Consider the following 25,045-nt stretch of genomic DNA (forward strand, 5'->3'; position numbering starts at 1 on the left):
GTTGAGTTTAGCCATTATTTTTAGATTAGATAACGAATATTTGAGACACAAATGAGCGCGAAAATTCTTGCAGTAGATACCGCAACTGAAAACTGTTCAGTTGCATTAGTAATTGGTGACCAGGTGTTCGCACGTAGCGAAGAGGCTCCTCGAGACCATACGAAGAAAATTCTACCTATGGTGGATGAAGTACTGAAAGAAGCGAATGTCGCTTTAACCGATATCGATGCTATCGCGTTTGGCCAAGGCCCAGGCAGTTTCACGGGTGTGCGTATTGGTATTGGTATTGCTCAGGGCTTGGCTTTTGGTGCGGATTTACCAATGATTGGTGTCTCTACACTGGCAGCGATGGCGCAAGGCAGCTACCGTAAATTTGGTGAAACTCATGTAGCAACAGCGATTGATGCGCGTATGAGCGAAGTGTACTGGGCTCGTTACAGCCGCGAACAAGATGGTCGTTGGACTGCGGTTGATGCCGAATGTGTAACGCCACCAAGTGAACTGGCTGCGCAGTTAGAAGCAGATTCTGAAATATGGGCGAAAGTCGGTACCGGCTGGGAAGCTTATGCCGAGCATATGGATACACTTGCGATCAACACCAAAGCGTGTGAAGTGCTATTCCCAGAAGCTCAAGATATGGCGTTCCTTGCTCAATTTGCTTACGCAGAAGGTAAAGCGGTTGCAGCAGAAGAATCTGAGCCAGTTTATCTTCGTGACAAAGTGACTTGGAAGAAACTGCCAGGTCGCGAATAATTTTTACAAGGTTCTGATGCAAATTAGGTCTAAATGCGTATTATTTAGATTTGAGAGGGCAGATATTTAGTCATGGTATCAATTAACAACTTACCTCCTTCTTCGATAGGCAGCACGTCTAAGCCGAATCGAATTAAAAAGAAGGAGCAGGCAAAAAAATCTGATGCTAGCACTGCGGTTGGGCAACCGACTAAGGTCGCTAATGCTGTTTCTCACTCTATTCGTCAAGTTAAAGAGTCTGAACTACACAAGGCTCAAATCCAGTATGATCTTCCAGAAGGCCGAGGACGTAAGGCTATGGAAGAGTATATGGATGTAATGAATCAGGCGAAGAAAGAAGAACTTGCAAAGCTTATCGGTGTCGATATCTACATCTAGAGCTTCTTATTAATGCCTGTTTAAGGACCAGAACCATGTCAAATTATCTCTCTAAATTACGCTTAATAGCCCTTTCTCTTGGTGTCTTGGTACTTGCCGGGTGTTCATCACTTCCTAGCGAACTTGAAGCAAAATCAGAGCCTGTAATTAGTGATTACCAACAGTGGGTCGACCAACTACCGGAGGCGAAAAGTGTTCGATTGGGTGGCGTTATCTCTAAAGTAACCAACTTGAAAGATAAGACTCGAATCGAAGTTGCTAATATGCCGATTTCGAGTAGCGGTAAGCCAGACCTAGACGCAGAGCCAAGCGGACGTTTTGTTGGTTATATTGAAGGGTATGTTGAGCCTCTAAGTTTTGCAGAAGGCCGTCTGATTACACTGGTTGGTCAGTCAAGCGGAAGTGAAGATGGAAAAATAGGGGAATACCCTTACATCTTCCCTGTGATGAAAGTGGACAACCAACGACTGTGGAACATCACTGAGCGTGTTGTTGTTAACGATTTTGCACCAACCTACTACTCGTGCAGAAGTTTACATTGTCGCAGTTTTCAAACGATGCCAAGACAAGGTCGAGTGATACAGGACGTAGAGTAATTAACTTTTTAGACGTTGATTGCGCAAACAGATGGAACTAAGTGTTTGATGATTGAAAAGTCATACTCCCTTGCGAGCGGGACGCTTGCAACACAACAGATTGGCAACCCACAAACGACCGCAACGACGGTCGTTTTTATTCATGGGTGGTTGGATAATTCGTCCAGCTTTAATCCGGTTATGCAGCAAGTCGCCAAGTTTGCGCCCAATGCTCACCTTGTTGCTATCGATCTCTTCGGACACGGCTTCTCGTCGCACAAATCGGGAAGTTACTACCCATTTCATGATTATATTGATGACTTGCATCAGTTGGTGACTAAATTATCGCCAAACAGACTGGTACTGGTAGGACATTCACTTGGTGCATTGATAGCAAGTTGCTATAGTGCCGCCTTTCCTGAAAAGGTGTCAGGATTAATTCAAATTGAAGGTCACGGACCTCTTTCTGAAGCTCCCCACGAAACAGTCTCTCGCTTGAGGGATGGGGTACTCAGTCGTCTTCGACAGCGAAGAAAGCCTTCACGTCCTTTGGCAAGCCTTGAGGATGCTATTAAGCTGAGAGCTCACGCCAACCAAATTAATGCTGAATTAATCGCTCCTATTGTTGAGCGAGGTATTGTCGAGTTCGAGAACTCTTGGCAATGGCGATGTGACCCTAATCTAAAATGTGACTCGTTATATCGAATGTCACAGGCGCACGCTGAAGCGATTATGGCGGCTATTGAATGCCCTCAATTAATAATCCTAGGGAATGGTGGATTCCGACATTTGCAGCATAATCGCTACAAATCAGTGCATAGTCCTCTGCATATAGAGACTGTTCCTGGCGGACATCATTGTCATTTAGAGAGCCCAGAGTTAGTTTCAGAGCTAATTCTTGGTGTAGTTAACAAAATTTAAACAAGTGTTTGAGCCTTTTAGTGCTCATGCACTAAAGCTGTGCTGTAATACCGCAATGATAAAAAGCGGCGAAGCAGTCGTCAGCTGATAAACGAGGAGTAACATCGTGGATAAACCTTGGCTTTCACGTTATCCAAGTGACGTACCAGAAACGATCAACCCAGATCAGTACCCATCTCTTGTAGAAATGTTTGAACAGTCGGTACAGAAGTACGCGGACCAACCTGCATTCGAGAACATGGGCTCGATTATGACATTCCGTAAGCTTGAAGAGCGCAGCCGTGCTTTTGCCGCTTACCTACAGAATGACTTGAAACTGAAGAAGGGCGATCGCGTCGCGCTAATGATGCCAAACCTACTGCAATACCCAATTGCACTATTTGGTGTATTGCGTGCAGGTATGATTGCAGTGAACGTCAACCCACTGTACACACCTCGTGAGCTTGAACATCAACTGAACGATTCTGGTGCAAAGGCGATTGTTATCGTATCTAACTTTGCGAGCACGCTAGAGAAAGTCGTTGATAACACGCCGGTTAAACACGTTGTTCTAACTAGCCTAGGGCAAATGCTGCCACGCGCGAAAGGGACAATTGTCGACTTTGTAGTGAAATACGTAAAAGGCATGGTGCCTAAGTATGATCTGCCGGGTGCTATCTCATTCAGAAAAGCGCTGCACAAAGGTCGTCGTCTTCAATATGTGAAACCGTTCATGGCGGGTGATGACATCGCGTTCCTACAGTACACTGGTGGTACAACAGGTGTAGCGAAGGGCGCAATCCTAACGCACCGCAATATGATTGCGAACGTACTTCAAGCGAAAGGGGCTTACGGTCCTGTTCTGCAAGAAGGCCGCGAGTTGGTTGTAACGGCATTACCGCTTTACCACGTATTTGCACTGACGGTGAACTGCTTACTGTTTGTTGAGATGGGTGGTCGTAACCTTCTAATTACTAACCCTCGTGACATTCCTGGCTTTATTAAAGAGCTGCAAAAGGTTCCGTTTACCGCAATTACCGGCGTAAACACCTTGTTTAATGCGCTAGTTAATAACGAAGATTTCCACGAGTTGGATTTCAGTAACCTACGCCTATCTGTTGGCGGCGGCATGGCGGTTCAACGCGCTGTTGCTGAGCAATGGAAGAAAGCGACAGGCATTCACCTATTGGAAGGCTATGGCTTAACTGAGTGTTCACCACTGGTAACGGGTAACCCATACGACCTGAAAGACTACACAGGTGCTATCGGCCTACCAGTACCATCGACAGAAGTTCGTATTGTTGATGATGAAGGTAAGGTTATTGCTAATGACCAAGTAGGCGAGCTACAAGTTCGTGGCCCTCAAGTGATGCAAGGTTACTGGCAGCGCCCTGAAGCGACCAAAGAAGTGATCGATCAAGACGGTTGGTTATCGACAGGTGACATCGTTAAGTTTGATGACGAAGGCTTGTTGTACATCGTTGACCGTAAGAAGGACATGATTCTTGTATCAGGCTTCAACGTCTACCCGAACGAGATTGAAGACGTTGTGGCTCTGCATGGTAAAGTGCTTGAAGTAGCAGCTATCGGTCAACCTCATGAAGTGTCTGGTGAATTGGTTAAGATCTACGTTGTGAAGCGTGACCCTAGCCTGACCAAAGAAGACATTATCGCGCACTGTCGTGAGCACTTAACGGGTTACAAAATCCCTAAATTAGTCGAGTTCAGAGATGATCTTCCAAAGACTAACGTAGGTAAGATCTTACGCCGCGTACTGCGTGAAGAAAACGATGCAGAACTTGCGAAACGCGCTAGCGAATAATTAGCCCGTTTGCGCGAAAGTACTGCACCAAAACCATTGAGGCGCTTAATCTAAGCGAGCGCTGAAAAATGGTGTTAGAATGCCGACAGTTAATGTCGGCATTTTTGTATCCGGCGATCAAATAGAAACCTGTGAGAGTTTTTGTGGATTATCAAATCATTACCCAATTGAAAGACCTTGAGCGAGTTTGCCAACAAGCACGTGAAGCCGATGTCGTTATGCTTGATACGGAGTTCGTTCGTACTAGAACCTATTACCCTCAATTAGGCTTGATTCAGTTATTTGATGGTGAAACGCTGTCACTGATTGACCCTATTGCTCTTGATGACATGACACCGTTCGTTACCTTGTTGAAAGACGCATCAGTATTGAAAGTGCTGCACGCGTGCGGTGAAGATTTGGAAGTGTTCCAGAACGCATTTGGCTGTACACCAACACCAATGGTTGATACACAGATCATGGCGGCTTTCTTAGGTCATGGTTTATCAACGGGCTTTGCTGCTCTGGTTTCAGAGTTTGTCGGTGTCGATCTCGATAAGAGTGAATCTCGCACAGACTGGCTAGCGCGTCCGCTTTCTCAAAAACAATTGGACTACGCAGCAGCAGACGTGCATTACCTAATGCCAATGTACAACAAGCTTCTAGAAAAAGTGATGGAAGCTGGCTGGTGGGAAGCGGCTCAGCAAGAGTCTGATTTACAAGTTGCCAAGCGCATTCGTAAAGTAAACCCAGATACAGCCTACCTTGATATTAAAGGGGCGTGGCAGCTTAAACCTAAGCAATTAGCGATCTTACGACCTCTAGCAACTTGGCGTCTAAAAGAAGCAATCAAGCGCGATTTAGCGCTGAACTTTGTCTTCAAAGAACAAGACCTATGGGCTGTGGCGCGTTTTGCGATGAAAGATCCCAAGCACATGGAGCAAGAGGGTTTTGATTACCGCTCTGTGCGTCGCCATGGTGCGAAGATCAGCTCAATCGTAAAGTTAGCGGAACATACACCAGAAGAAGAGTACCCAGCACCAGTAGAACGTCTAATGGACTTCCCTGGCTACAAGCAACTCTTCAAAGTGCTGAAAGATGAAGTGAAAACAGCATCACAACACAGTGGTTTGGCGACGGAATTCTTGGCATCGAAGAAGCAACTTAACCAAATGTTAAGCTGGGTGTGGAAGCACGATCGTAACCCAGAAAAGCTGCCTGATGTTATGCAAGGCTGGCGTTTAGATGTGGTTGGCGAAAAGCTGAGTAAAGCGATCAAATAACCGCTTGCTGCTTTAAAGCCTAACTTAGTTACAGTTATAAACTGCACATACAAAAAAGAGAGCCTAGGCTCTCTTTTTTATTCAATCAATACAAGCAAGTGTATTACCTGCCAATCTTGTTCAGAAAGATTATCGATCTTCTTCTGGAAGCTTAACATTCAACTCTAACACTGAGATGTCGTCATCTTTGTGTTCAAAAGTCAGATCAACCATTGATGGATCGACCTCAACGTACTTGGCAATACACTTCAAGATGTCTTCTTTTAGTTGCGGCAGGTAAGACGGCGCTGGGTCGTCATGGCTGCGTCGTTCGGCAACAATGATCTGCAAACGTTCTTTGGCTAGGTTTGCGGTTGTCTTTTTCTGTGGTCTAAAAAACTCTAATAATGACATTGTGCATTAGCCCCCGAACAGTCGTTTGAAGATGCCTTTCTTCTGTTCCGTTAAGAAGCGGAAGTCAACTTGGCTACCCAGTAGTCGCTCTACAGTATCATTGTAAGCCATACCTGCGTCGGTTGCTTCGTCAAAGATAACTGGAACACCCTTGTTCGATGCGTTCAGTACCGCTTGGCTCTCTGGAATTACACCCAGTAGAGAGATGTGCAGGATTTCTTCAACGTCTTCAACACTGAGCATCTCACCTTGAGTTACACGTGCTGGGTTGTAGCGAGTCAATAGAAGGTGTGTTTTCACTGGCTCTAAGCCGTCTTCAGAACGACGAGATTTAGAGTCAAGAATACCTAGAATACGGTCTGAATCGCGTACTGAAGAGACTTCTGGGTTGGTGGTTACAATCGCTTCATCAGCGAAGTACAACGCCATAAGAGCGCCTTGTTCGATACCCGCAGGAGAATCACAGATGATGAAATCAAAGCCCATTTCATCCAGTTCATCAAATACACGACGAACACCATCTTTTGTTAGTGCGTCTTTATCACGAGTTTGAGAAGCAGGAAGAATGAACAGGTTCTCTGTGCGCTTGTCTTTGATCATCGCTTGGTTCAGCGTCGCTTCACCATTGATAACATTAACGAAGTCGTACACAACACGACGCTCACAACCCATGATTAAATCTAGGTTACGCAGACCGATATCAAAGTCGATAACTGCGGTTTTCTTTCCTTTTAAAGCCAGACCCGAGGCAATAGCTGCACTGGAGGTCGTTTTGCCTACCCCGCCTTTACCTGACGTTACAACGATAATGCGTGCCATTCTGTTTTCCTTTTATTTCTCTTATATTGCGAGGACATCAACGTGTAATACATCGTTTGCCATACTGAACATGGTTTTCTTCTGCCAGTACTCGCTTTCAATTTGATCGCTGAGCCAGTAATTTCCAGCAATGGAAACCAGCTCGGCTTGTAAGTCATTACAAATTATTTTTGCTTCAGTTTGACCACTTGCACCTGCAATCGCACGGCCGCGTAAAGTGCCATGAATATGGATGCTGCCATCGGCAATCACTTCCGCGCCTGCACTCACATGGCTGAGTATCAATAGATCGCCATCTTTCGCATAAACCTGCTGACCAGAACGAATAGGGGTTCTAATCACTTTGATTGGTGCCATTTTCGCTGGAGCTTGAGATGGCGACTTGCTTGCCGTCATCACTGCAAAACCGGCTTCTTTAGCGAGGTTTTGCATTCGCTTATCAGAACAGCCTGCCACACCAACCGGGATCATGCCCGCTTGAGATATACCATTTTTAAGTTGCACAAAATCGATATCGCCCGCGACTTTACTGATGTTGATAACAACAGGTGCGGCAGCGAAAAACGTAGGTGCTTGGTCTACTTTCTCTTGAAGAAAAGAGACTGCATTTTCGACTTGATCATCGGATAAGTGCAAAACAGATAGCGTAAAGCTGCTACCTTTTAGATCTGGGTTACTAGACATCGAAAAACTACAGGACCTCAATAGCGGATTGGTACAATTTCTTTATCAATAAAATAAAGGGCATTGCCTGAAACTAGGTTTATCATGTTATATTCCCAAACCAAGCACAGCAAGTAATCTTGTTGTCAAATGGACGTTTTGTTCCCAATATTTCCCTAACATAAACTATTGATCTCGCAAGTGAGAGTTTTGTAGTCATAATCAATTAAAAGGTTTGTCATGCTGTGTTCTATATATAAAAGCTCAAAGAAAGAAGGAACATACCTTTATATCCCTAAGAAGGATGATTTTTCACAAGTTCCTGACGCATTGATGCAAATGTTTGGTAAACCTAGTTTTGTAATGGTAATTAAAATGGATGGCCGTAAACTGGCTCAAGTAAACATCGAAAAAGTGAAAGAATCACTGAATACCGATGGTTTCTTTTTACAGGTTCCGCCACCACCAGTTAACGAACTTGAGCTTCATAAAGAGCGTAAAGCTCAACAGAAATCTCAAGACGAAGAGTGATAGCCACCTCAATTCAAGGAGGAGTGATCGTTGAGTAAATTTTCGAAAACCATATTGGCTGTGTCGGCATTACTATTGGGTAATAGCCTGACCATAACTTCAGTACAAGCTGAAGAACTGAGCTTCGAGCAATATGTAGAAAAACTAAAACAACAAGGCCGTGAAGAAGGCATCTCTGAAGCGATCATTGATGAAGCCTTTGATGGTGTAACGTTTAAGCCAAGAGCGGTAAAAGCCGACAAAAACCAACCTGAGAAAAAACTGACTCTGGATGAATACATTCCACGAGCGGTTCCAGATTGGAAAGTGAAGCAAGCAAGGTCACTCTACAAGGAGCATTACACCGCGTTAAAGCGTATTGGTGATGAATATGGTGTTCAACCAAGATTCATTGTCGCGCTATGGGGCGTTGAGAGTAATTTTGGTAAGTTCACGGGCAATTACAGCGTTATCGACGCCCTAACGACCATGGCTTATGAAGGACGCCGAGAAGCTTTCTTCCGTAGCGAAGCGATGGCGGCATTGAAGATTCTTGATCAAGGCCATATTGCACCAAAAGAGATGAAAGGCTCTTGGGCTGGTGCGATGGGTCAACCTCAGTTTATGCCAAGCTCATTCTTAGCGTTTGCCGCTGATGGTAGTGGCGACGGTAAGAAAGATATTTGGGGCACTGAAGAAGATGTGTTTGCTTCGGCAGCCAATTACCTTAGCCAATCAGGCTGGGATGATAAGTACACTTGGGGTCGTCAGGTTCATGTTCCGTCAAATGTGTCGATCGATTTACAAGGTCGAGACGAAGACAAAGCGAAATACTTAAAAGAGTGGTCTGAACTCGGTATTAAACGCTATGACGATCGCCCACTGCCAACGCTTGATGAAGACATTAAAGCTTGGTTGATAATGCCGGATGATGAAACCGGACGTTCGTACCTCATTTACAACAACTACAATGTGTTAATGAAGTGGAATCGTTCTTACTACTTTGCTTTGGCAGTAAGCCATCTAGCCGACAGAATTAAGTTTGATTAACAGACCTAAGTCGCTTTGAATAGCATTTGGCCTACCATAGGCAGAACGAACTAAAGGACTCTTCGGAGTCCTTTTTGATTTTATATTTCAGAGATTTAATAAGGTGATCTTGTGCTAACAGATAGAGCTGCACAGATGGTGATATTCCATGCGCTGATCAAGCACGAAGGCTTTACCAGTGCTGCAAAAAGCTTGAACGTTTCGGTGTCCCATATCAGTAAGCAAGTCGCTTTGCTTGAAGACTCTATAGGCATCAAGCTGGTGCAAAGGACAACACGAAGCTTAACGCTCACTGAAGCGGGAGACGTGTTCTATCAACATTGTGAGCAGCTGTTTAACACGGTGAAAGCAGCTCAGATGGATATGGACAGCCAGCGCGATGATATCTCTGGAATACTACGCGTCGGGTTGTCGCAGTCATTTGGCACACTCCATATCATTCCGGCGATTGATCAACTCAGACAGCTTTATCCTCAATTGAGAATCGAGGTCCACTTGTTCGACTATAAGGTGGACATGATTGAAGAGCGATTGGATCTCTGGATCACCAACAATGAAGACTTGCCTGAAGGTTACATTGCGCAGCGTTTAGCAGACAGCCAGTTTGTGGTGGCTGCGTCACCGGATTATCTGATTAAGGCCGGGACGCCACATGTACCTTCCGATTTGATTGACCATAACTGTCTTATCTATCGCAGCCGTGAACGAGATTACACATCGTGGGCGTTTGATAACGGGCAAGAAAACCTCAGCGTCAAAGTCGCGGGCGATTACTCAGTCGATTTGGCTGAGGCAGTACGAGACGCGGCAGTATCAGGGTGGGGCGTTGCTTATTTGGCGACTTACTTAGTGAAAGAAGAGTTTAGAACGGGCAAGCTCATTCAAGTATTGCCAGAGTGGAGAGCCAGTCAGCTGATGCCATTCTATGCCGTTTACCCGAGCCGAAAGAATATGCCGAAGAAGCTTTCGGCAGTGATTGAGTTCATTAAAGATCATATCGGGTCGCCGACGTATTGGGACAAAAACCTCAAAACTTGCGTTGAACTGCATCGCTAACTGTTTCCTAATCTATAAATATAATTTCCATATGGAAAAAGTACGCTTTTTAATCAAAGTTAATTATTAAAATTCAATAACTTAATTATACTCATAGTTAAATCGTGATTACCCCAACATCACATTAACAACCTCAGCTTGCCGCAAACGATTTCCTCTATAGAATGCGTCGCCTTTCCTACCTACAACTTTTAGGTTGACGCACATGGCTTCCCTACTTGGAATTATCACTATTTTAGTTGCCGCTTGGTTACTATCTACGGACAGAAAAAATATTCCACTAAGAACAGTCTCTTTGGCTTTCTTATTACAAATCTCATTCGCGCTATTGGTTCTGTATGTACCAATGGGTAAAGAAGCGTTGAATGCAGCCACGGGTGCGGTATCTAGCTTGATCAACTACGGTCAAGAGGGGATTAACTTCCTATTTGGTGGCCTAACTAATAACGGATTTGTTTTCGCGATTAATGTTCTTGGCATCATTATCTTTTTCTCTGCACTGATTTCAGGCTTGTACCACATCGGCTTTATGCCAAAGGTGATCAACCTTATTGGTGGTGCGCTACAGAAGTTCTTGGGCACAGGTCGTGCGGAATCATTGTCTGCGACTGCCAATATCTTTGTCGGCATGATTGAAGCGCCATTGGTGGTTAAGCCTTACTTAAAACACATGACAGATTCACAACTGTTTGCTGTGATGGTGTGTGGTTTGGCGTCTGTAGCTGGTGGTACGCTAGTGGGTTATGCATCGCTTGGCGTTGACCTAAACTTCCTGATCGCTGCGGCATTCATGTCTGCACCAGCCGGCCTATTGATGGCTAAAATCTTAGTACCTGGCAGCCCAAATGACGCTCAAGAAAATATTGAGTCTGATGTAGAAATTCCACGAGCAACAAACGTAGTTGAGGCGATGGCAGATGGGGCTATGTCTGGACTTCGTATTGCCGTTGCGGTGGGTGCAACACTTCTTGCCTTTATCAGTGTGATTGCAATGCTGAATGGCTTGCTAGGTATCGTTGGCGGCTGGTTTGGCGTAAACCTAAGCTTCGAACTTATCCTAGGTTATGTGTTTGCACCCGTTGCATGGCTGATCGGTGTACCGTGGTCTGAGGCTGTGGTTGCGGGCTCATTGATCGGTAACAAGATTGTCGTGAACGAGTTCGTGGCTTTCATCCAACTAATGGATGCTAAAGAGGCACTAAGTGAGCACTCGCAAGCGATCGTAACTTTCGCTCTATGTGGCTTTGCTAACATCTCTACCATGGCGATTCTTATCGGTGGTTTGGGCAGCTTAGTTCCAGAGCGTCGTTCTTTCATCTCACAATATGGCTTCAAAGCAATTTGTGCAGGTGTGTTTGCTAACCTAATGAGTGCTGCTATTGCTGGTGTTGTACTTTCTCTATAGTTAACTGATCATGACTTTACTCCCCCTATAGTAAAGTGACTGATTAATCACAATAATATTCGGTTAGCGTGAAAAAGAGAGCCTATAGTGTAAGAACGTAGGCTTTCTTATTTCATTGAATAGTTTGTACCACAGGGTGTGGTGCAAACCTTTTAGGGGCACAAATGGATTTGTCGATTACTTCTTCTTTGGCGTTAATTGGACTCTTGTCTTTAGCTTGTCAGCAGCTCGGCTGGCGTTTACGTCTTCCCGCCATTCTCCCTCTCCTTATCGTTGGCCTATTGTTAGGTCCCGGCCTGAATATTCTAAATCCCGATGCCATTTTCGGTGATGTGCTGTTTCCTATGATCTCCTTAGGGGTTGCCATCATCTTGTTTGAAGGAGCATTGACCCTAAATTTCAAAGAAATCAGAGGCCATGGCCGGATGGTGACTCACCTCGTGAGTTTCGGCATGTTGATTACATGGGCGTGTATCGTGGTGGGGGCATACTACTTTGTGGACTTCAGTTGGCCGTTAGCCGCACTGTTTGGTGCATTAGTTGTGGTAACTGGCCCTACGGTAATCGTGCCCATGCTTCGCAGTATTCAGCCTAAATCTTCGTTAGGCAGTATCTTGCGATGGGAAGGGATAGTAATTGATCCGATTGGCGCTCTGTTTGCGGTTCTCGTCTACGAGTACATTGTTTCTTCTGCCGACCCTACCGGACATGTTCTGTCAGCTCTGGGCCTGACGTTAGTCATAGGTTTAGGCTTAGGGATCATCGGTGGCCATTTGATTGCCAAGATGCTGCAAGGGCATTGGGTACCGCACTATTTACGTAATGTGGCTGTGCTGACGCTAATGTTGGCGGCGTTCTCGTTTTCTAATGATCTGAGTGAAGAATCGGGTTTATTAACCGTGACCATCATGGGGATCTGGCTTGCCAACGTGAAGGGCTTGGACATCGAAGACATCATCGAATTCAAAGAAACCCTGACCGTGTTACTTATTTCTGCGTTGTTTATTCTGTTAGCCAGTCGACTCGATTCGGGGGCTTTCCTTTCGATAGGTTGGGGCGGTATTGGGTTGCTAGCGGTGGTTATGTTGGTGGCTCGCCCGTTAAGCGTGTGGATCAGCGGGATCGGTACGGATCTTAATTCGGCGGATAAATGGTTTTTGAGTTGGATGGCACCTCGCGGGATCGTAGCAGCCGCGGTTTCTTCTCTGTTTGCGATAAAACTGCAAGAGAAGCAATTGATTGAAGGCGCAGATCTGCTCGTGCCCATGGTGTTCTTAGTCATTATTGGTACGGTTGTGATTCAGAGCTTAACCGCGAGCTGGTGGGCGAGAAGGCTAGGGGTCACTCAAGAGAAAGCGCAAGGGGTTATCTTCTTTGGCGCCACTCACTTTGCAAGACAATTTGCCAAAGTGTTGGCGACACACAACATCAACAGTGTGCTTGCCGATACCAACTGGGAAAGCATTCGCTTAGCGCGCATGGAAAACTTGAATGTTTATTTTGGTAACCCAGCTTCGAGCCACGCTGAAAATAATCTGGAATTGGATGGAATAGGGCGTGCGATGATCGTGTCGCCTTATCGTCAAACCAACCCGTTAGTTAGCATGCACTATCAAGACGAGTTTGGTGAGAATAAGGTGTTTGAGCTTGAATCCTCAGAGAATAAACATGAAAGGCACCAAGTGAGCCGCGATGGCAATAGAAGTCTGTTTTCGGAAGGGATCACCTATTCTAAGCTTAACTCGTTGATGGCTCAGGGTAGCCAAATTAAAAGTACAGGTTTGACCGAGGCATTTGATTTAAAAGAGTTTAACGCTTTGTATCCTAAAGCCATTCCTCTTGGGGTGATTAATGGCGGTGATTTCCGTTTAATTACACAAGGATCTGAGTTGGAAAAACTCATATCAACGGAGTGTGAGCTTATTAGTTTATTACCGCCTTCTGAACAGACGGAAAAAGTTGAGAGTCCAGATAAGTAGCAACGAGCGCTTCATCAAAAGCGAGTCACCCCGTTTTAAAAACGAATAGCTAAGTACCAAAGCATCAAAAAAGCCGCAACGTTCATCACGTTTCGGCTTTCTAATTTATTTATATGCGCTGCGGACTATTTCGAGTGAAATTGCTCACAAGCGATCATGGTGTTCTCGATTAGGCTCGCCACCGTCATTGGGCCAACACCACCCGGCACAGGTGTGATGAAGCTTGCGCTTTCTTTCGCTACGTCGTATTCAACGTCGCCCACTAGTTTGCCAGATTCTAAACGGTTGATACCAACATCGACCACAACAGCGCCTTTCTTAATCCAAGCGCCAGGAATGAAGTTAGGCTTACCAACGGCAACTACAACAACGTCTGCTTGACGCACGTGACCTTCAAGGTCTTTGGTGAAGCGGTGACATGTTGTCGTTGTACAACCTGCTAGAAGAAGTTCTAGCGTCATTGGGCGACCTACAATGTTTGATGCGCCAACCACAACCGCGTGTTTACCACGTAAGTCGATGTTGTAACGGTCAAGCAGCGTGATGATGCCTTTTGGCGTGCAAGAGCGAAGCTTAGGCATGCGCTGAGCCAAACGGCCGACATTGTAGGGGTGGAAGCCATCAACGTCTTTTTCTGGCGTGATACGCTCAAGAACGTGAGTGCTATCAATGCCTGCTGGTAGAGGCAGTTGAACAAGAATACCGTCGATCTCTGGATCGTCGTTCAGTTGGTCTACAAGTGTTAACAATTCGTCTTCTGTCGCAGTGGCTGGCAAGTCGTAAGATTTAGATACGAAGCCAACTTCTTCACACGCTTTACGCTTACTTCCAACGTAAACCTGAGAAGCAGGGTCTTCACCCACTAAAACAACCGCTAGGCCCGGAGCGCGTAATCCAGCTTCAGTACGAGCTTTTACACGTGCAGCAACTTCGGAGCGAACCGTTTGAGAAATTAGCTTTCCATCAATATTTTGAGCAGTCATGAATTTCCTTAGTATTGATATTCAAGTTAGTGGCTGATGTTTTTGGCGCATTATTCCAGAAAATCTTTTTGATTACCATCAAGCAAACGTTTGCTTTGCTCTATTTTCCAACACTTATATGTTTGTTGGCCTTTTTTTACCCACTTAGATCAGAATGTTACATAAAGCCGTTGCTTTACTGATTCGAATTCGTATAATTCGTTCCTGTAGCGCGCCCTTAGCTCAGCTGGATAGAGCACCTCCCTTCTAAGGAGGTGGTCGAAGGTTCGAATCCTTCAGGGCGTGCCATTATTTAAAGAAACCCGATAACTCTCCGAGTTGTCGGGTTTTTTGCATTTTACATATCATAAAACACTTCTTTTCAAGCGCGACTCATTTTCTTCTGTTATTCGTTTCATTCGGCTTATGTAATAGAAAGTTAAAATTGTTCGTTTTTTGGGGTTTACATCATTTGGTAATAAAGCCACTATGAATTCACGAAGAATAGACAAGTAAAGCTATTAGCCAGTCGGTTTAGGAATCAAACCTTCTGATTGATGGCTGATTTAGAGGAAGCAATGGCAGGAAACAGTATCGGACAACACTTTCGAGTGACCACATTCGGAGAGAGTCACGGTATCGCACTAGGATGTATCGTAGACGGGTGCCCACCAGGATTAGAAATTACCGAAGAAGATCTGCAGAAAGATCTGGACCGTCGTCGTCCGGGCACTTCTCGCTATACAACGGCTCGTCGTGAAGCGGATGAAGTGAAAATCTTATCAGGTGTATTTGAAGGCCAAACTACGGGTACTTCTATTGGTCTATTGATTGAAAATACAGACCAACGCTCTAAAGACTATTCCGAAATTAAAGACAAGTTCCGCCCTGGCCACGCTGACTATACGTACCATCAAAAGTACGGTGTGCGTGATTACCGAGGTGGTGGTCGTTCTTCAGCTCGTGAAACTGCAATGCGTGTTGCTGCAGGTGCAATTGCGAAGAAATACCTAAAACAAGAATTTGGTGTTGAAATCCAAGCTTACCTTTCTCAAATGGGTGATATCTCAATTGATAAAGTGGATTGGAACGAGATTGAAAACAACGCTTTCTTCTGTCCAGATGCCGACAAAGTACCAGAATTTGATCAACTGATTCGTGACTTGCTAAAAGAAGGCAACTCGATCGGTGCGAAGATTCAAGTGGTTGCGACTAAAGTGCCAGTAGGCCTTGGTGAGCCAATCTTTGATCGTCTAGATGCTGACATCGCGCACGCTCTAATGAGCATTAACGCTGTGAAAGGTGTTGAGATTGGTGATGGCTTCGATGTTGTTAATCAACGCGGTAGTGAACACCGTGACCCATTGACTCCAGAAGGTTTCAGCAGCAATCATGCTGGCGGTATCTTAGGTGGTATCTCTACTGGTCAAGATATTGTGGCAAGCATTGCGCTTAAACCAACATCAAGCATCACTGTACCTGGTGACACAATCACGAAAGATGGTGAAGCAACGCAGCTAATCACGAAAGGTCGTCACGATCCATGTGTTGGCATCCGTGCGGTACCTATTGCAGAAGCAATGCTGGCTATCGTGCTGCTTGACCACTTGCTACGTCATCGTGGTCAAAACTTTGGTGTGACAACTGAAACACCACAAATCTAATTCTGCTTCTTTTTATTTAGAATAGAATTGGTAGAAACAAAAAAGGGTTGCTTCGTAATGAAGTAACCCTTTTTCACATTAGCAGGATTATTCGTCCGGTTAGCGACTATCGTCATTAAAGACAGCTAGCAGCTTAAGGCTCTTAATCCATTAATGCACTGAACTTTCAGGATCAAGCTGGAACGAAGGCAAACTCCATTTGAATCTTACAGCCGCCATGCGCAGCAAGTAACCAACTACAAGCGTCACAATTGTCGCCGTGACGTCGTTGATGCCAAGCTCAAGCAAACCTAGGTACAAACCTGAAGCGACAAGTGCGACAGAGGCATACAGCTCTTCATGTAACACCAATGGTGTTTGACGACAGATAAGGTCACGTAACAAACCACCAAAGACACCTGTCACTAATGCCGATACCATGCAAATCATCGGGTGCAGACCTATGGTCATCGCTACTTTGGTACCAATGATACTGAATACGATTAGGCCTAAGGCATCCAAGCGAATAAACAAACCTTTTAGCTTGATAACCCATTTCGCCAACCCGGTTGTAATAACACCTGCTATACAGGTGATGGCTAGATACTGAGGGTTTTCAACCCAACCTAAAGGGTAATGGCCAAGTAAGATATCGCGTACTGTACCGCCGCCAATTGCCGTTGCGCTCGCAACCAACATTACACCAAACCAATCCATTTTTTGTTTGCCTGCACTGAGAGCGCCGGTCATGGCTTCTGCCGTGATGCCAATGATATACAAAACACTTAGTAGCATTGCTGTAGCTCTATAATTTAGGTCTATAAACTCGAGTCTTATAGGCCTTAGGGATATAAAATGAAGCGCGAGTGTAGTAGTAAAAATGCTTGTTGACGAATGAATATTTGTACCGTGAATGGGCGTTTCAGATTAGCTAAACTAATCATTCACCTTAAAGTGGTGTAATCTGGGAATGGCAATCGATTGTCACTGCAAAGTATAATGGCGAACCCGATGTCATTACGCTTGATAGGGCTTTACCGAGCGCTTAAAAAAAAGCAAAATGCCCCAGTTATTTTTACTTAAATTTGATTTTATGACACACCAATACTCAGACATTATCGATATCTTCAATCAGACCTTTTTTGAAAGCTTTAATACCAAACTAGAGCTAGGGGCTGATGAGCCGATCTATTTGCCTGCTGATGATACTATCCCACACCATCGAATCGTGTTCGCACGTGGCTTTTACGCCTCTGCACTCCATGAGATCGCACACTGGTGCGTTGCTGGGCCTGAGCGTCGTTTACTGGAAGATTTTGGCTATTGGTATGAGCCTGATGGTCGAACTGAGGCGGTTCAAGCTGAGTTTGAAAAAGTAGAAATTCGCCCACAAGCGTATGAATGGATAATTGCGATGAGTGCGGGCTTTCCTTTTAATGTCAGCTGTGACAATCTACACGGCGATTTTGAGCCAGATCGTTTGGCCTTTATGAATAAAGTACACAGTGAAGTCATGGGTATCTTTGACGCTGGTCTTCCGCCTCGAGTAAAAATGCTCTCTGAAGCATTGCGCAGCTTCTACGATGTAGAACCTTTATGTACTAGCCAATTTATTGTGAAATAAGAGAATATTATGATTATCGAATTTGAAGAAAAACTACTTGAAGTAATTGATGCTCGCATTGAAAACGCATCAGACGATGAACTGTTTGCTGGTGGTTACTTACGTGGTCATATTTCTCTTTCAGTGGCTTCATGTGAAGAAGAAGGCATTGAAGATGTGGCTGAAGTAAAAGCTCGTATTGAACAGAGCCTAGACGACGCTCGCTCTGAACTAACACCAGCAGACCGCACTATCGTTAATGACCTTTGGGTTGAGCTACAAAACCAAGCTTAATCTCGATGTATTAATACTATCCGCTCAGTCCCTTCCTTTCCCATTTTGCTGAGCGAACTGGTTTATTTGAGACTCGTTCGAAATTTTTGAATGAGTCCGTTCATTTCTTGTGATGGTTACATTTTCTTACTACGTTATTCTAATCCCACTTAACGGAATTACAGAAAGGTCACATCATGAAAGTTATCGCATTTGGCGCAAGCACAAGTTCTACCTCAATCAACAAAACACTAGCAACTTACGCAGCAAACTTGATTGAAGGTGCTGAAGTAAAAGTCCTAGACATCAACGATTACAATGTTCCTATGTTCAGTGAAGACACTGAAAAAGAGATTGGCCAAGCGGAAGGTGCTCAAGCATTCCTACGCGACCTAGCTGAAGCTGATGCGTTTGTTATCTCGTTCGCAGAACACAATGGTCACTACCCAGCAGCGTATAAAAACCTATTTGACTGGGCGACACGTATTGAGCGTTCAGTGTTTGGCGAGAAGCCGGCGGTTTACCTAGCGACTTCACCGGGCCCTGGTGGCGCACAAACGGTACTTGGTGCAGCGACAGGTTCTGCACCTTACTTCGGTGGCAACGTGCAAGCGTCAGTTTCAGTACCAAGCTTCTACGATAACTTTGATTTTGAGTCGGGCTCTATCAGCAACGAAGAGATTGCTCTACAGATTAAAGACGCGGTTGCTAAGCTGTAAATACTGCTCCATTTAGAACATCAGTTTAGATCAACACGAATAACAAAAAAACCGAGCGACTTAACTTAGTCACGTAGGGCTTTTTAGCTTTTAACTTATTAGTTTCAGATATTCAGAAATTTCAGATGTTCAAAATAGCTGAACTAGAAACTACGGCTTTGATTTAGAATGCTTGTCAGCAACCCATCCAGCCGTTAATGCCTTACCTTTACGCAGTCTGCGTACCCACATTCGACTTGGGTGAATCGCCTCAAGCACATCAACAGGCAAGGGCAGCGGATCGCCACAGATCTGTGATGCTAATACTTCAGCCAATAATGGTGCAGAGCTCAAACCACGTGAACCCAGTCCGATAAAGCAATAAAGGTTAGGGAAGCTTGTTACCGTTTCTACATCCTCAACCGAGTCACGCTGCGGGTTGAAGTTGTGGAGATCTTGGTACTGCTCCTTAATGGCTTCAAAGTCACCAACGTTTCCGACAAACGGAAGGTGGTCACGGCTTACGCTTCGGATACCTTGGCGCGCTAAGTTGTCACTGGTATCGACATCTTTTGTCCATGCTTGGTCTGGTAGTGACCCATGTAGGCGCTCGCCATTGTGCTGCTGAACCTCAATATCAAATTCTTGGTCGATATTGGTTTTGTCGTAGTTCGCACCAATACAGTGATGACCATTGTTGGGGTTCTGTGGCGTCAAATAGCCATCAAAGCACAACACGGTTTTTAGCTGGCTGAGATTTTCCGTGGTCGGAATATGGCTCACTTGGCCTTTAACCGGAGTCAGTGGTACTGGCTGAGTTTGTTCAAACTGAGTGAACTTGTGTCCGTTTGCGACAACTACTTGGTCGTGCTTGGTTTGAATCTCACCTTGAGGTGTATCCATCGTCAGTATCCATTGTTGTTCAGCTTCGAGCCACTCAAGTTGCGTTACTTGATGTTGATAGTGCGCGCTTACTTGGTTGTTCTCTTCTAACTTGCTAATCAAGCCTTGAGTCAGTTGCAGAGGGCTTAGCCAACCACCCAGCGGAAAGTAAACACTCTCTTTATCGACGGGTAAGCCAATCTTTTCGTTGGCTTGCTCTGGCGATAAACGCTGAATCAGGTCGGTGTGGAAGTTGCCTTCCAACATGCGGTTGAGCTTTTTAGTGGAGCCTTGATCCCACATCAAGATGTTCACGCCACACCAACTGTGATCAAATTGAATAGACTGAGCCGCTTGATTAATAAATTGACGAGCAAACAGTAATCCCGGGCCAAACACGCGAGACACGTTCGAGGTCGCTTCGCTTAATAGCGGGTAAATCGCACCTTGGTTGTTACCTGAGGCATTGCCCGCAGCTTGTGGATGTTCACAATAAAGGGTGATGTTTTTACCACGACGGCTTAGCGTTTTGGCTAATGCAGCACTGGCGACACCACCACCAATGATCGCAATGTCTTGGGATTCAGTGTGTTGAGCGAGGCCATACCAAGGTTTGATGTTGGTGTGAGCGTGCTTTTCGCCAAGTCGGCCGGCGATCATTTCTCGCTTAGTACCAAAGCCTTTGACCTTTTTCATTTCAAAGCCAGCTTCAATTAAGCCACGGCGAACAAAGCCAGCAGCGGTGAAGGTGGCGCAGCTACAATCTTGCTTAGCGAGCTTAGCCATGCCGTTGAATAGGTTTTGATTCCACATCTCTGGGTTCTTGCTCGGAGCAAAACCGTCTAAGAACCAAGCATCAACCAAACCTTCACGCGGGGTTGGTACGTTGGGCATGCAATCTTTAATATCGCCAAACCACAAATCAAGCGTGATTGCACCGTCGCCCAGCACAATGCGGTGACATTCAGGTAGAGCAATAGGGTAGTGTTCTTGGAGTTGCGTCGCATACTCGGCTAATTCTGGCCACGATTGGTGTGCTTTGATGAGATCCTCTTTATTTAAAGGATATTTTTCAAAACTGATGAAATGTAACTCTTTGGTCATCGCTTGTGGGTTATCTTTAAGAAAAGCATCGAACCATTGCCAAACTGCAAGAAAGTTCAAACCTGTGCCAAAGCCGGTTTCAGCAATCACAAAGCGGCGTTGTTCATGTTCAAGCCAACGCTCTGGAAGGTGGTTTTGCTTTAAAAAGACGTAGCGAGTTTCTTCTAAACCGTTAACATTGGAGAAGTAAACGTCGTCAAATTGGTCTGAAACTGGCGTGCCAGACTCATTCCATTCCAGTTCTGCATTAGTAATTGAAGTCATAAAATCTATCATTTTGTGATTTGAAGCGATATGTTGGTAGGGATTGTACGAATTTCTAGGAAAGCTGACCACTTTTGTTAGGCTTCTTAGTTATCATCTAGCTGAATTTAGAATTATAGGAATGTCACATGAAACGAGTCGTAATCACCGGTATGGGTATTGTTTCAAGTATCGGTAACAACGTCGAAGAAGTTTTAGCATCACTGAAAGAGGGTAAATCTGGTATTACCGCTTCAGAGCAGTTCAAGGAAAATGGCTTGCGCTCTCAAGTATGGGGTAACCTAAAAATGAACCCTGCTGACCATATCGATCGCAAAAAAATGCGCTTTATGGGTGATGCAGCGGCATTCGCTTATCTTTCAATGGAGCAAGCAATTGCTGATTCTGGCTTAACTGAAGATCAAGTATCTAATGACCGCACGGGTATCGTTGCGGGTTCAGGTGGTGCTTCATCTCTAAACCAAGTAAACGCGGTAGACATCATCCGTGAGAAAGGCGTGAAGCGCGTTGGTCCATACATGGTTCCACGTACAATGGCTTCTACGGTTTCTGCTTGTCTAGCAACTCCTTTCAAAATCCGTGGTGTGAACTACTCTATGAGCTCTGCATGTGCGACATCTGCACACTGTATTGGTCACGCAATGGAGCTTATCCAACTTGGTAAGCAAGACGTTGTATTCGCTGGTGGCGGTGAAGAACTGGATTGGTCTCTGACTATGATGTTCGACGCAATGGGCGCACTTTCTACTAAGTACAACGATACGCCAGAGCTGGCTTCTCGTACCTACGATGCAGACCGTGATGGTTTCGTTATCTCTGGTGGCGGCGGCATGTTAGTTATCGAAGAGCTTGAGCACGCTGTTGCTCGTGGCGCAAAAATCTACGGTGAAATCGTAGGCTACGGCGCAACTTCAGATGGCTACGACATGGTTGCTCCTTCTGGTGAAGGTGCGGTTCGTTGTATGAAGATGGCGATGCAAAACGTTGATGGCGTTGATTACGTGAACACTCACGGTACTTCAACTCCAGTTGGTGACGTTAAAGAACTTGGCGCTATCCAAGAAGTTTTCTCTCAAGGCAATGGCGGTGGCAACAGCCCAGCAATTTCTGCAACTAAAGCGATGACAGGTCACGCTCTAGGTGCTGCTGGCGTACACGAAGCTATTTACTCAACGCTAATGCTAGATAACGGCTTTATCGCTCCAAGCATTAACGTTTCGAACCTAGACGAAGCTGCTGCTGGCCTAGACATCGTAACTGAAGCTCGTGATCAAGAGCTAACTACAGTTATGTCTAACAGTTTTGGTTTCGGCGGTACGAACGCAACGCTAGTAATCAAAAAGTACCAAGCTTAACTTAAGCTTGAGTTACAGAGACAAGGTTAATCGTTAAAGGGTTGCGCTAGTGCCGATTCAACACGCACAGGTCACCCAGTAATAATGACCATCAGAACAAAGTTTTTAGACGCAGGTTGGTAAACGTGTTTTTTGAACATAGTTTTTAAATCTGGGTTTAGAGATTGAAAGGTTTCCAGAGCTTGACCAGTACTGACTTTGGTTAGTACTGGTTGAACAGACGCAAGACTCTGTCTCCTGGAGAGCGAGATAGGATCCTTTTGTTCTGGATGTTTGCCCGATTGTTTATTCAATCGGGCATTTTTCGTTTTAGCCGTTTGAGATTTGGGTATGGAATCTTATGCCTGTTGTTTGTGCAGACTCAGTGATTCAGCCCTTTATTTATAATGTATTCCAATTGCTACTCGACACCGTGTGTGGAATTTTGCACAATCATTTCAATTCACATTTAGGTCGATAGACCCCAACAAAAGTACTCGCCAAATGAAAATCTTAATCGACGAAAATATGCCTTACGCTGAAGCGCTTTTTAGCCAGCTAGGGGAAGTGACAATGAAGTCTGGTCGCACATTAACAGCTGACGACCTAGTTGACGTAGACGCATTGATGATTCGCTCTGTTACCAAGGTAAACGAGTCATTGATCAGCAAAGCCAATAAGCTGAAGTTTGTTGGTACTGCGACGGCTGGCATGGATCACGTTGACCAAGAGTTGATGAAAGAGCGTGGTATTTTCTTTACTGCGGCACCTGGTTGTAACAAGGTGGGTGTTGCTGAGTACGCGTTCAGTGCGATGATGGTGCTTGCGCAGCAACAAGGCTTTTCTGTTTTTGATAAAACGGTTGGTATTATCGGCTGTGGTCAAGTGGGCAGTTACTTAGCGAAGTGCCTTGAAGGTATTGGTATCAAAGTTCTGCTGAACGACCCTCTAAAACAGCAAGAGGGTGATACTCGCGAATTTACTGAGTTAGAGACTTTGCTTGAACAATCAGACGTTATTACATTACACACGCCAATCACTAAGACGGGTGAGTATCCAACGCATCACTTGATCAGTGAGCAAGTGCTGAACAACTTACGTGCTGATCAAATCCTGATTAATGCAGCTCGCGGTCCTGTGGTTGATAACCAAGCGCTAAAAGCTCGCCTGCAAAAAGCCGATGGTTTCACTGCAGTGCTTGATGTGTTTGAGTTTGAACCTGAAGTCGACTTTGAGCTTCTTCCGTTACTCGCTTTTGCAACGCCTCACGTAGCGGGCTACGGTTTAGAAGGTAAAGCGCGTGGTACCACGATGATCTTCAACAGTTATTGTGAATTTTTAGGTACTGAACAGCGTGCGTATGCAAGCGACTTATTGCCGACAGCGCCTGTACCTCAAATGAAATTAGATAGAGCTTGGGATGAAGCAACACTGCACAATTTGACTCAGTTGATCTATGATGTGCGCAAAGACGACGCCTTATTCCGTCGCAATATCGTTACGCCGGGTTCTTTTGACAAGATGCGTAAAGAATATTGGGACCGCAGAGAGTACAGTGCAGTCGAGTTAACGGGCGACGAATCTTGTAATTTAACGCCGTTATCTAAACTCGGTTTTATGGTAAAGCCAACTTTATAAAAGAGAGAAACAATGAGCCAAGAATTTAATATTGCTATTTTAGGTGCGACTGGTGCGGTTGGTGAAACCATTCTTGAAGTACTTAAAGAGCGTAAATTCCCTGTCGGTGAAATGCACTTACTAGCAAGTGAACGTAGTGAAGGCAAAACTTCCCGTTTTAACGGCAAAACAATACAAGTACAAAACGTAGAAGACTTCGATTGGTCTCAAGTACATATTGCGTTTTTCTCTGCAGGTAGCGAGCTTTCAGAGCGTTGGGCTCCAATTGCGGCTGATGAAGGTGTGGTTGTCATCGATAACACATCACGCTTCCGTTACGAATACGATGTTCCTCTGGTTGTGCCTGAAGTGAACCCTGAAGCGATTGCTGAGTTCCGTAACCGTAACATCATCGCGAACCCTAACTGCTCGACTATCCAAATGGTAGTAGCGCTAAAACCAATTCACGATGAAGTGGGCCTTGAGCGTATTAACGTTTCAACTTACCAATCTGTGTCTGGTGCAGGTAAGCCGGGTATCGATGAGCTAGCAGGTCAAACGGCTAAGCTTCTTAACGGCATGCCAGCTGACAAGTCAGCATTCTCACAGCAGATCGCGTTCAACTGTATTCCTCAGATTGATGAATTTACAGAGAACGGCTACACACGTGAAGAAATGAAGATGGTTTGGGAAACTCAGAAAATCTTTGCTGATTCGTCAATCACGGTGAACCCGACTTGTGTTCGTGTTCCTGTGTTCTACGGCCACGCTGAATCTCTACATGTTGAAACTCGCGCGCCAATCGGTGCAGAGCAAGTTATTCAGCTTCTAGAGAACACGGAAGGCGTTGAAGTATTCCAAGCGCTAGACTTCCCAACTCAAGTTCGTGATGCAGGTGGTAAAGACCACGTAATGGTTGGTCGTATTCGTAACGACATCAGCCATCACAGTGGCGTAAACATGTGGGTTGTCGCTGATAACGTTCGTAAAGGCGCAGCAACAAACGCAGTTCAAATCGCTGAAGTTCTGATTCGCGATTACTTCTAAGCTTTATTGCTTTGATAAAAAAGCCTCACTCTTTAGTGGGGCTTTTTTAATCG

The 25,045-nt window shown here is 45.2% G+C and carries 24 protein-coding genes and 1 tRNA gene; 19 read left to right on the plus strand and 6 right to left on the minus strand.

Annotation, left to right across the window (positions count from 1 at the left end):
* Positions 1 to 51 precede the first annotated feature (51 nt).
* The 6 genes from tsaB to rnd all read left to right on the plus strand — a co-directional run bounded on the left by tsaB (position 52) and on the right by rnd (position 5,690).
* A complete protein-coding gene (gene tsaB, locus AB4249_RS08680; protein WP_017062379.1) occupies positions 52 to 753 on the plus strand; it encodes a tRNA (adenosine(37)-N6)-threonylcarbamoyltransferase complex dimerization subunit type 1 TsaB in 702 nt (233 codons plus the stop codon).
* A 72-nt stretch (positions 754 to 825) separates the two neighbouring features.
* A complete protein-coding gene (locus tag AB4249_RS08685; RefSeq protein ID WP_017062378.1) occupies positions 826 to 1,131 on the plus strand; it encodes a hypothetical protein in 306 nt (101 codons plus the stop codon).
* 35 nt (positions 1,132 to 1,166) lie between these two features.
* Positions 1,167 to 1,727, plus strand: coding sequence for a Slp family lipoprotein (locus AB4249_RS08690; RefSeq protein WP_017067373.1), 561 nt, complete (start codon positions 1,167 to 1,169; stop codon positions 1,725 to 1,727).
* Positions 1,728 to 1,775: 48 nt separating this feature from the next.
* Complete coding sequence (locus AB4249_RS08695) at positions 1,776 to 2,627, plus strand: alpha/beta fold hydrolase (RefSeq protein ID WP_102332536.1); 852 nt, start codon at positions 1,776 to 1,778, stop codon at positions 2,625 to 2,627.
* A 106-nt stretch (positions 2,628 to 2,733) separates the two neighbouring features.
* On the plus strand, positions 2,734 to 4,428 hold the full coding sequence (gene fadD / locus AB4249_RS08700) for a long-chain-fatty-acid--CoA ligase FadD (protein ID WP_017062375.1): 1,695 nt from the start codon (positions 2,734 to 2,736) through the stop codon (positions 4,426 to 4,428).
* A 143-nt stretch (positions 4,429 to 4,571) separates the two neighbouring features.
* Entirely contained in the window at positions 4,572 to 5,690 is a 1,119-nt protein-coding gene (gene rnd / locus AB4249_RS08705; RefSeq protein WP_017062374.1) for a ribonuclease D, read from the plus strand.
* A 129-nt stretch (positions 5,691 to 5,819) separates the two neighbouring features.
* Here rnd and minE read toward each other — a convergent pair whose 3' ends face one another.
* The 3 genes from minE to minC are packed head-to-tail and all read right to left on the minus strand — an operon-like array spanning position 5,820 to position 7,586.
* Complete coding sequence (gene minE, locus AB4249_RS08710; RefSeq protein WP_010436847.1) at positions 5,820 to 6,083, minus strand: cell division topological specificity factor MinE; 264 nt, start codon at positions 6,081 to 6,083, stop codon at positions 5,820 to 5,822.
* A gap of 6 nt (positions 6,084 to 6,089) precedes the next feature.
* Positions 6,090 to 6,902 (minus strand): septum site-determining protein MinD, encoded by an 813-nt coding sequence (gene minD, locus AB4249_RS08715; RefSeq protein ID WP_009848498.1) that lies wholly within the window; start codon positions 6,900 to 6,902, stop codon positions 6,090 to 6,092.
* Positions 6,903 to 6,923: 21 nt separating this feature from the next.
* A complete protein-coding gene (minC, locus tag AB4249_RS08720) occupies positions 6,924 to 7,586 on the minus strand; it encodes a septum site-determining protein MinC (RefSeq protein ID WP_017063419.1) in 663 nt (220 codons plus the stop codon).
* A gap of 219 nt (positions 7,587 to 7,805) precedes the next feature.
* On the opposite strand from minC, the gene AB4249_RS08725 reads away from it, so the two are divergent.
* The 5 genes from AB4249_RS08725 (at position 7,806) to AB4249_RS08745 (ending at position 13,565) form a co-directional block, all read left to right on the plus strand.
* Positions 7,806 to 8,096 (plus strand): YcgL domain-containing protein, encoded by a 291-nt coding sequence (locus AB4249_RS08725; RefSeq protein WP_017062372.1) that lies wholly within the window; start codon positions 7,806 to 7,808, stop codon positions 8,094 to 8,096.
* Between the two features lie 30 nt (positions 8,097 to 8,126).
* On the plus strand, positions 8,127 to 9,125 hold the full coding sequence (locus AB4249_RS08730) for a lytic transglycosylase domain-containing protein (protein WP_372102838.1): 999 nt from the start codon (positions 8,127 to 8,129) through the stop codon (positions 9,123 to 9,125).
* A gap of 135 nt (positions 9,126 to 9,260) precedes the next feature.
* On the plus strand, positions 9,261 to 10,181 hold the full coding sequence (locus AB4249_RS08735) for a LysR family transcriptional regulator (protein ID WP_017063421.1): 921 nt from the start codon (positions 9,261 to 9,263) through the stop codon (positions 10,179 to 10,181).
* Positions 10,182 to 10,386: 205 nt separating this feature from the next.
* On the plus strand, positions 10,387 to 11,586 hold the full coding sequence (locus AB4249_RS08740; RefSeq protein ID WP_017063422.1) for a NupC/NupG family nucleoside CNT transporter: 1,200 nt from the start codon (positions 10,387 to 10,389) through the stop codon (positions 11,584 to 11,586).
* Between the two features lie 164 nt (positions 11,587 to 11,750).
* Positions 11,751 to 13,565: a cation:proton antiporter gene (locus tag AB4249_RS08745; protein WP_372102841.1), complete on the plus strand. Its 1,815-nt coding sequence runs from the start codon at positions 11,751 to 11,753 to the stop codon at positions 13,563 to 13,565.
* Positions 13,566 to 13,690: 125 nt separating this feature from the next.
* Here AB4249_RS08745 and folD read toward each other — a convergent pair whose 3' ends face one another.
* Positions 13,691 to 14,548 carry a bifunctional methylenetetrahydrofolate dehydrogenase/methenyltetrahydrofolate cyclohydrolase FolD gene (gene folD, locus AB4249_RS08750; RefSeq protein WP_017062367.1) on the minus strand — a complete coding sequence of 286 codons (858 nt, stop codon included), beginning with the start codon at positions 14,546 to 14,548 and terminating at the stop codon, positions 13,691 to 13,693.
* 211 nt (positions 14,549 to 14,759) lie between these two features.
* Here folD and AB4249_RS08755 point away from each other — a divergent pair.
* Both AB4249_RS08755 and aroC read left to right on the plus strand, forming a co-directional pair.
* Positions 14,760 to 14,836, plus strand: a tRNA-Arg gene (locus AB4249_RS08755).
* A gap of 269 nt (positions 14,837 to 15,105) precedes the next feature.
* Positions 15,106 to 16,191, plus strand: coding sequence for a chorismate synthase (gene aroC, locus AB4249_RS08760; RefSeq protein ID WP_029235357.1), 1,086 nt, complete (start codon positions 15,106 to 15,108; stop codon positions 16,189 to 16,191).
* A gap of 150 nt (positions 16,192 to 16,341) precedes the next feature.
* Here the strand turns inward: aroC and AB4249_RS08765 are convergent, their stop codons facing one another.
* Positions 16,342 to 16,965 carry a trimeric intracellular cation channel family protein gene (locus AB4249_RS08765; RefSeq protein ID WP_372102843.1) on the minus strand — a complete coding sequence of 208 codons (624 nt, stop codon included), beginning with the start codon at positions 16,963 to 16,965 and terminating at the stop codon, positions 16,342 to 16,344.
* A gap of 298 nt (positions 16,966 to 17,263) precedes the next feature.
* On the opposite strand from AB4249_RS08765, the gene AB4249_RS08770 reads away from it, so the two are divergent.
* The 3 genes from AB4249_RS08770 to AB4249_RS08780 all read left to right on the plus strand — a co-directional run bounded on the left by AB4249_RS08770 (position 17,264) and on the right by AB4249_RS08780 (position 18,765).
* Complete coding sequence (locus AB4249_RS08770; protein WP_065584847.1) at positions 17,264 to 17,794, plus strand: elongation factor P hydroxylase; 531 nt, start codon at positions 17,264 to 17,266, stop codon at positions 17,792 to 17,794.
* 9 nt (positions 17,795 to 17,803) lie between these two features.
* A complete protein-coding gene (locus AB4249_RS08775) occupies positions 17,804 to 18,067 on the plus strand; it encodes a YfcL family protein (protein ID WP_017063425.1) in 264 nt (87 codons plus the stop codon).
* 176 nt (positions 18,068 to 18,243) lie between these two features.
* Positions 18,244 to 18,765: an NADPH-dependent FMN reductase gene (locus AB4249_RS08780; RefSeq protein ID WP_017070306.1), complete on the plus strand. Its 522-nt coding sequence runs from the start codon at positions 18,244 to 18,246 to the stop codon at positions 18,763 to 18,765.
* A 150-nt stretch (positions 18,766 to 18,915) separates the two neighbouring features.
* On the opposite strand, the gene mnmC is transcribed toward AB4249_RS08780, so the two are convergent.
* The gene (mnmC, locus tag AB4249_RS08785; RefSeq protein ID WP_206360671.1) at positions 18,916 to 20,994 is read right to left on the minus strand and encodes a bifunctional tRNA (5-methylaminomethyl-2-thiouridine)(34)-methyltransferase MnmD/FAD-dependent 5-carboxymethylaminomethyl-2-thiouridine(34) oxidoreductase MnmC; all 2,079 of its coding nucleotides are present in this window, start codon (positions 20,992 to 20,994) and stop codon (positions 18,916 to 18,918) included.
* A 128-nt stretch (positions 20,995 to 21,122) separates the two neighbouring features.
* Between mnmC and fabB the strand changes: the two genes are divergently transcribed.
* The 3 genes from fabB to AB4249_RS08800 all read left to right on the plus strand — a co-directional run bounded on the left by fabB (position 21,123) and on the right by AB4249_RS08800 (position 24,992).
* Positions 21,123 to 22,349 carry a beta-ketoacyl-ACP synthase I gene (gene fabB / locus AB4249_RS08790; protein ID WP_017070308.1) on the plus strand — a complete coding sequence of 409 codons (1,227 nt, stop codon included), beginning with the start codon at positions 21,123 to 21,125 and terminating at the stop codon, positions 22,347 to 22,349.
* Positions 22,350 to 22,832: 483 nt separating this feature from the next.
* On the plus strand, positions 22,833 to 23,966 hold the full coding sequence (locus tag AB4249_RS08795) for a 4-phosphoerythronate dehydrogenase (protein ID WP_017062351.1): 1,134 nt from the start codon (positions 22,833 to 22,835) through the stop codon (positions 23,964 to 23,966).
* Positions 23,967 to 23,978: 12 nt separating this feature from the next.
* Complete coding sequence (locus tag AB4249_RS08800) at positions 23,979 to 24,992, plus strand: aspartate-semialdehyde dehydrogenase (protein ID WP_076674391.1); 1,014 nt, start codon at positions 23,979 to 23,981, stop codon at positions 24,990 to 24,992.
* The last annotated feature ends 53 nt before the right edge of the window (positions 24,993 to 25,045 follow it).

Origin of the sequence: Vibrio sp. 10N.261.55.F4 (genome assembly GCF_041470465.1) — a bacterium.
Classification (GTDB): domain Bacteria; phylum Pseudomonadota; class Gammaproteobacteria; order Enterobacterales; family Vibrionaceae; genus Vibrio; species Vibrio crassostreae_C.

Coding starts and splice junctions, on each gene's coding strand:
- tsaB (WP_017062379.1), top strand. CDS start 52: ATGAGCGCGAAAATTCTTGCAGTAGATACCGCAACTGAAAACTGTTCA.
- AB4249_RS08685 (WP_017062378.1), top strand. CDS start 826: ATGGTATCAATTAACAACTTACCTCCTTCTTCGATAGGCAGCACGTCT.
- AB4249_RS08690 (WP_017067373.1), top strand. CDS start 1,167: ATGTCAAATTATCTCTCTAAATTACGCTTAATAGCCCTTTCTCTTGGT.
- AB4249_RS08695 (WP_102332536.1), top strand. CDS start 1,776: ATGATTGAAAAGTCATACTCCCTTGCGAGCGGGACGCTTGCAACACAA.
- minE (WP_010436847.1), bottom strand. CDS start 6,083: ATGTCATTATTAGAGTTTTTTAGACCACAGAAAAAGACAACCGCAAAC.
- minD (WP_009848498.1), bottom strand. CDS start 6,902: ATGGCACGCATTATCGTTGTAACGTCAGGTAAAGGCGGGGTAGGCAAA.
- minC (WP_017063419.1), bottom strand. CDS start 7,586: ATGTCTAGTAACCCAGATCTAAAAGGTAGCAGCTTTACGCTATCTGTT.
- AB4249_RS08725 (WP_017062372.1), top strand. CDS start 7,806: ATGCTGTGTTCTATATATAAAAGCTCAAAGAAAGAAGGAACATACCTT.
- AB4249_RS08735 (WP_017063421.1), top strand. CDS start 9,261: ATGGTGATATTCCATGCGCTGATCAAGCACGAAGGCTTTACCAGTGCT.
- AB4249_RS08740 (WP_017063422.1), top strand. CDS start 10,387: ATGGCTTCCCTACTTGGAATTATCACTATTTTAGTTGCCGCTTGGTTA.
- AB4249_RS08745 (WP_372102841.1), top strand. CDS start 11,751: ATGGATTTGTCGATTACTTCTTCTTTGGCGTTAATTGGACTCTTGTCT.
- folD (WP_017062367.1), bottom strand. CDS start 14,548: ATGACTGCTCAAAATATTGATGGAAAGCTAATTTCTCAAACGGTTCGC.
- aroC (WP_029235357.1), top strand. CDS start 15,106: ATGGCAGGAAACAGTATCGGACAACACTTTCGAGTGACCACATTCGGA.
- AB4249_RS08765 (WP_372102843.1), bottom strand. CDS start 16,965: ATGCTACTAAGTGTTTTGTATATCATTGGCATCACGGCAGAAGCCATG.
- AB4249_RS08770 (WP_065584847.1), top strand. CDS start 17,264: ATGACACACCAATACTCAGACATTATCGATATCTTCAATCAGACCTTT.
- AB4249_RS08775 (WP_017063425.1), top strand. CDS start 17,804: ATGATTATCGAATTTGAAGAAAAACTACTTGAAGTAATTGATGCTCGC.
- AB4249_RS08780 (WP_017070306.1), top strand. CDS start 18,244: ATGAAAGTTATCGCATTTGGCGCAAGCACAAGTTCTACCTCAATCAAC.
- mnmC (WP_206360671.1), bottom strand. CDS start 20,994: ATGACTTCAATTACTAATGCAGAACTGGAATGGAATGAGTCTGGCACG.
- fabB (WP_017070308.1), top strand. CDS start 21,123: ATGAAACGAGTCGTAATCACCGGTATGGGTATTGTTTCAAGTATCGGT.
- AB4249_RS08795 (WP_017062351.1), top strand. CDS start 22,833: ATGAAAATCTTAATCGACGAAAATATGCCTTACGCTGAAGCGCTTTTT.
- AB4249_RS08800 (WP_076674391.1), top strand. CDS start 23,979: ATGAGCCAAGAATTTAATATTGCTATTTTAGGTGCGACTGGTGCGGTT.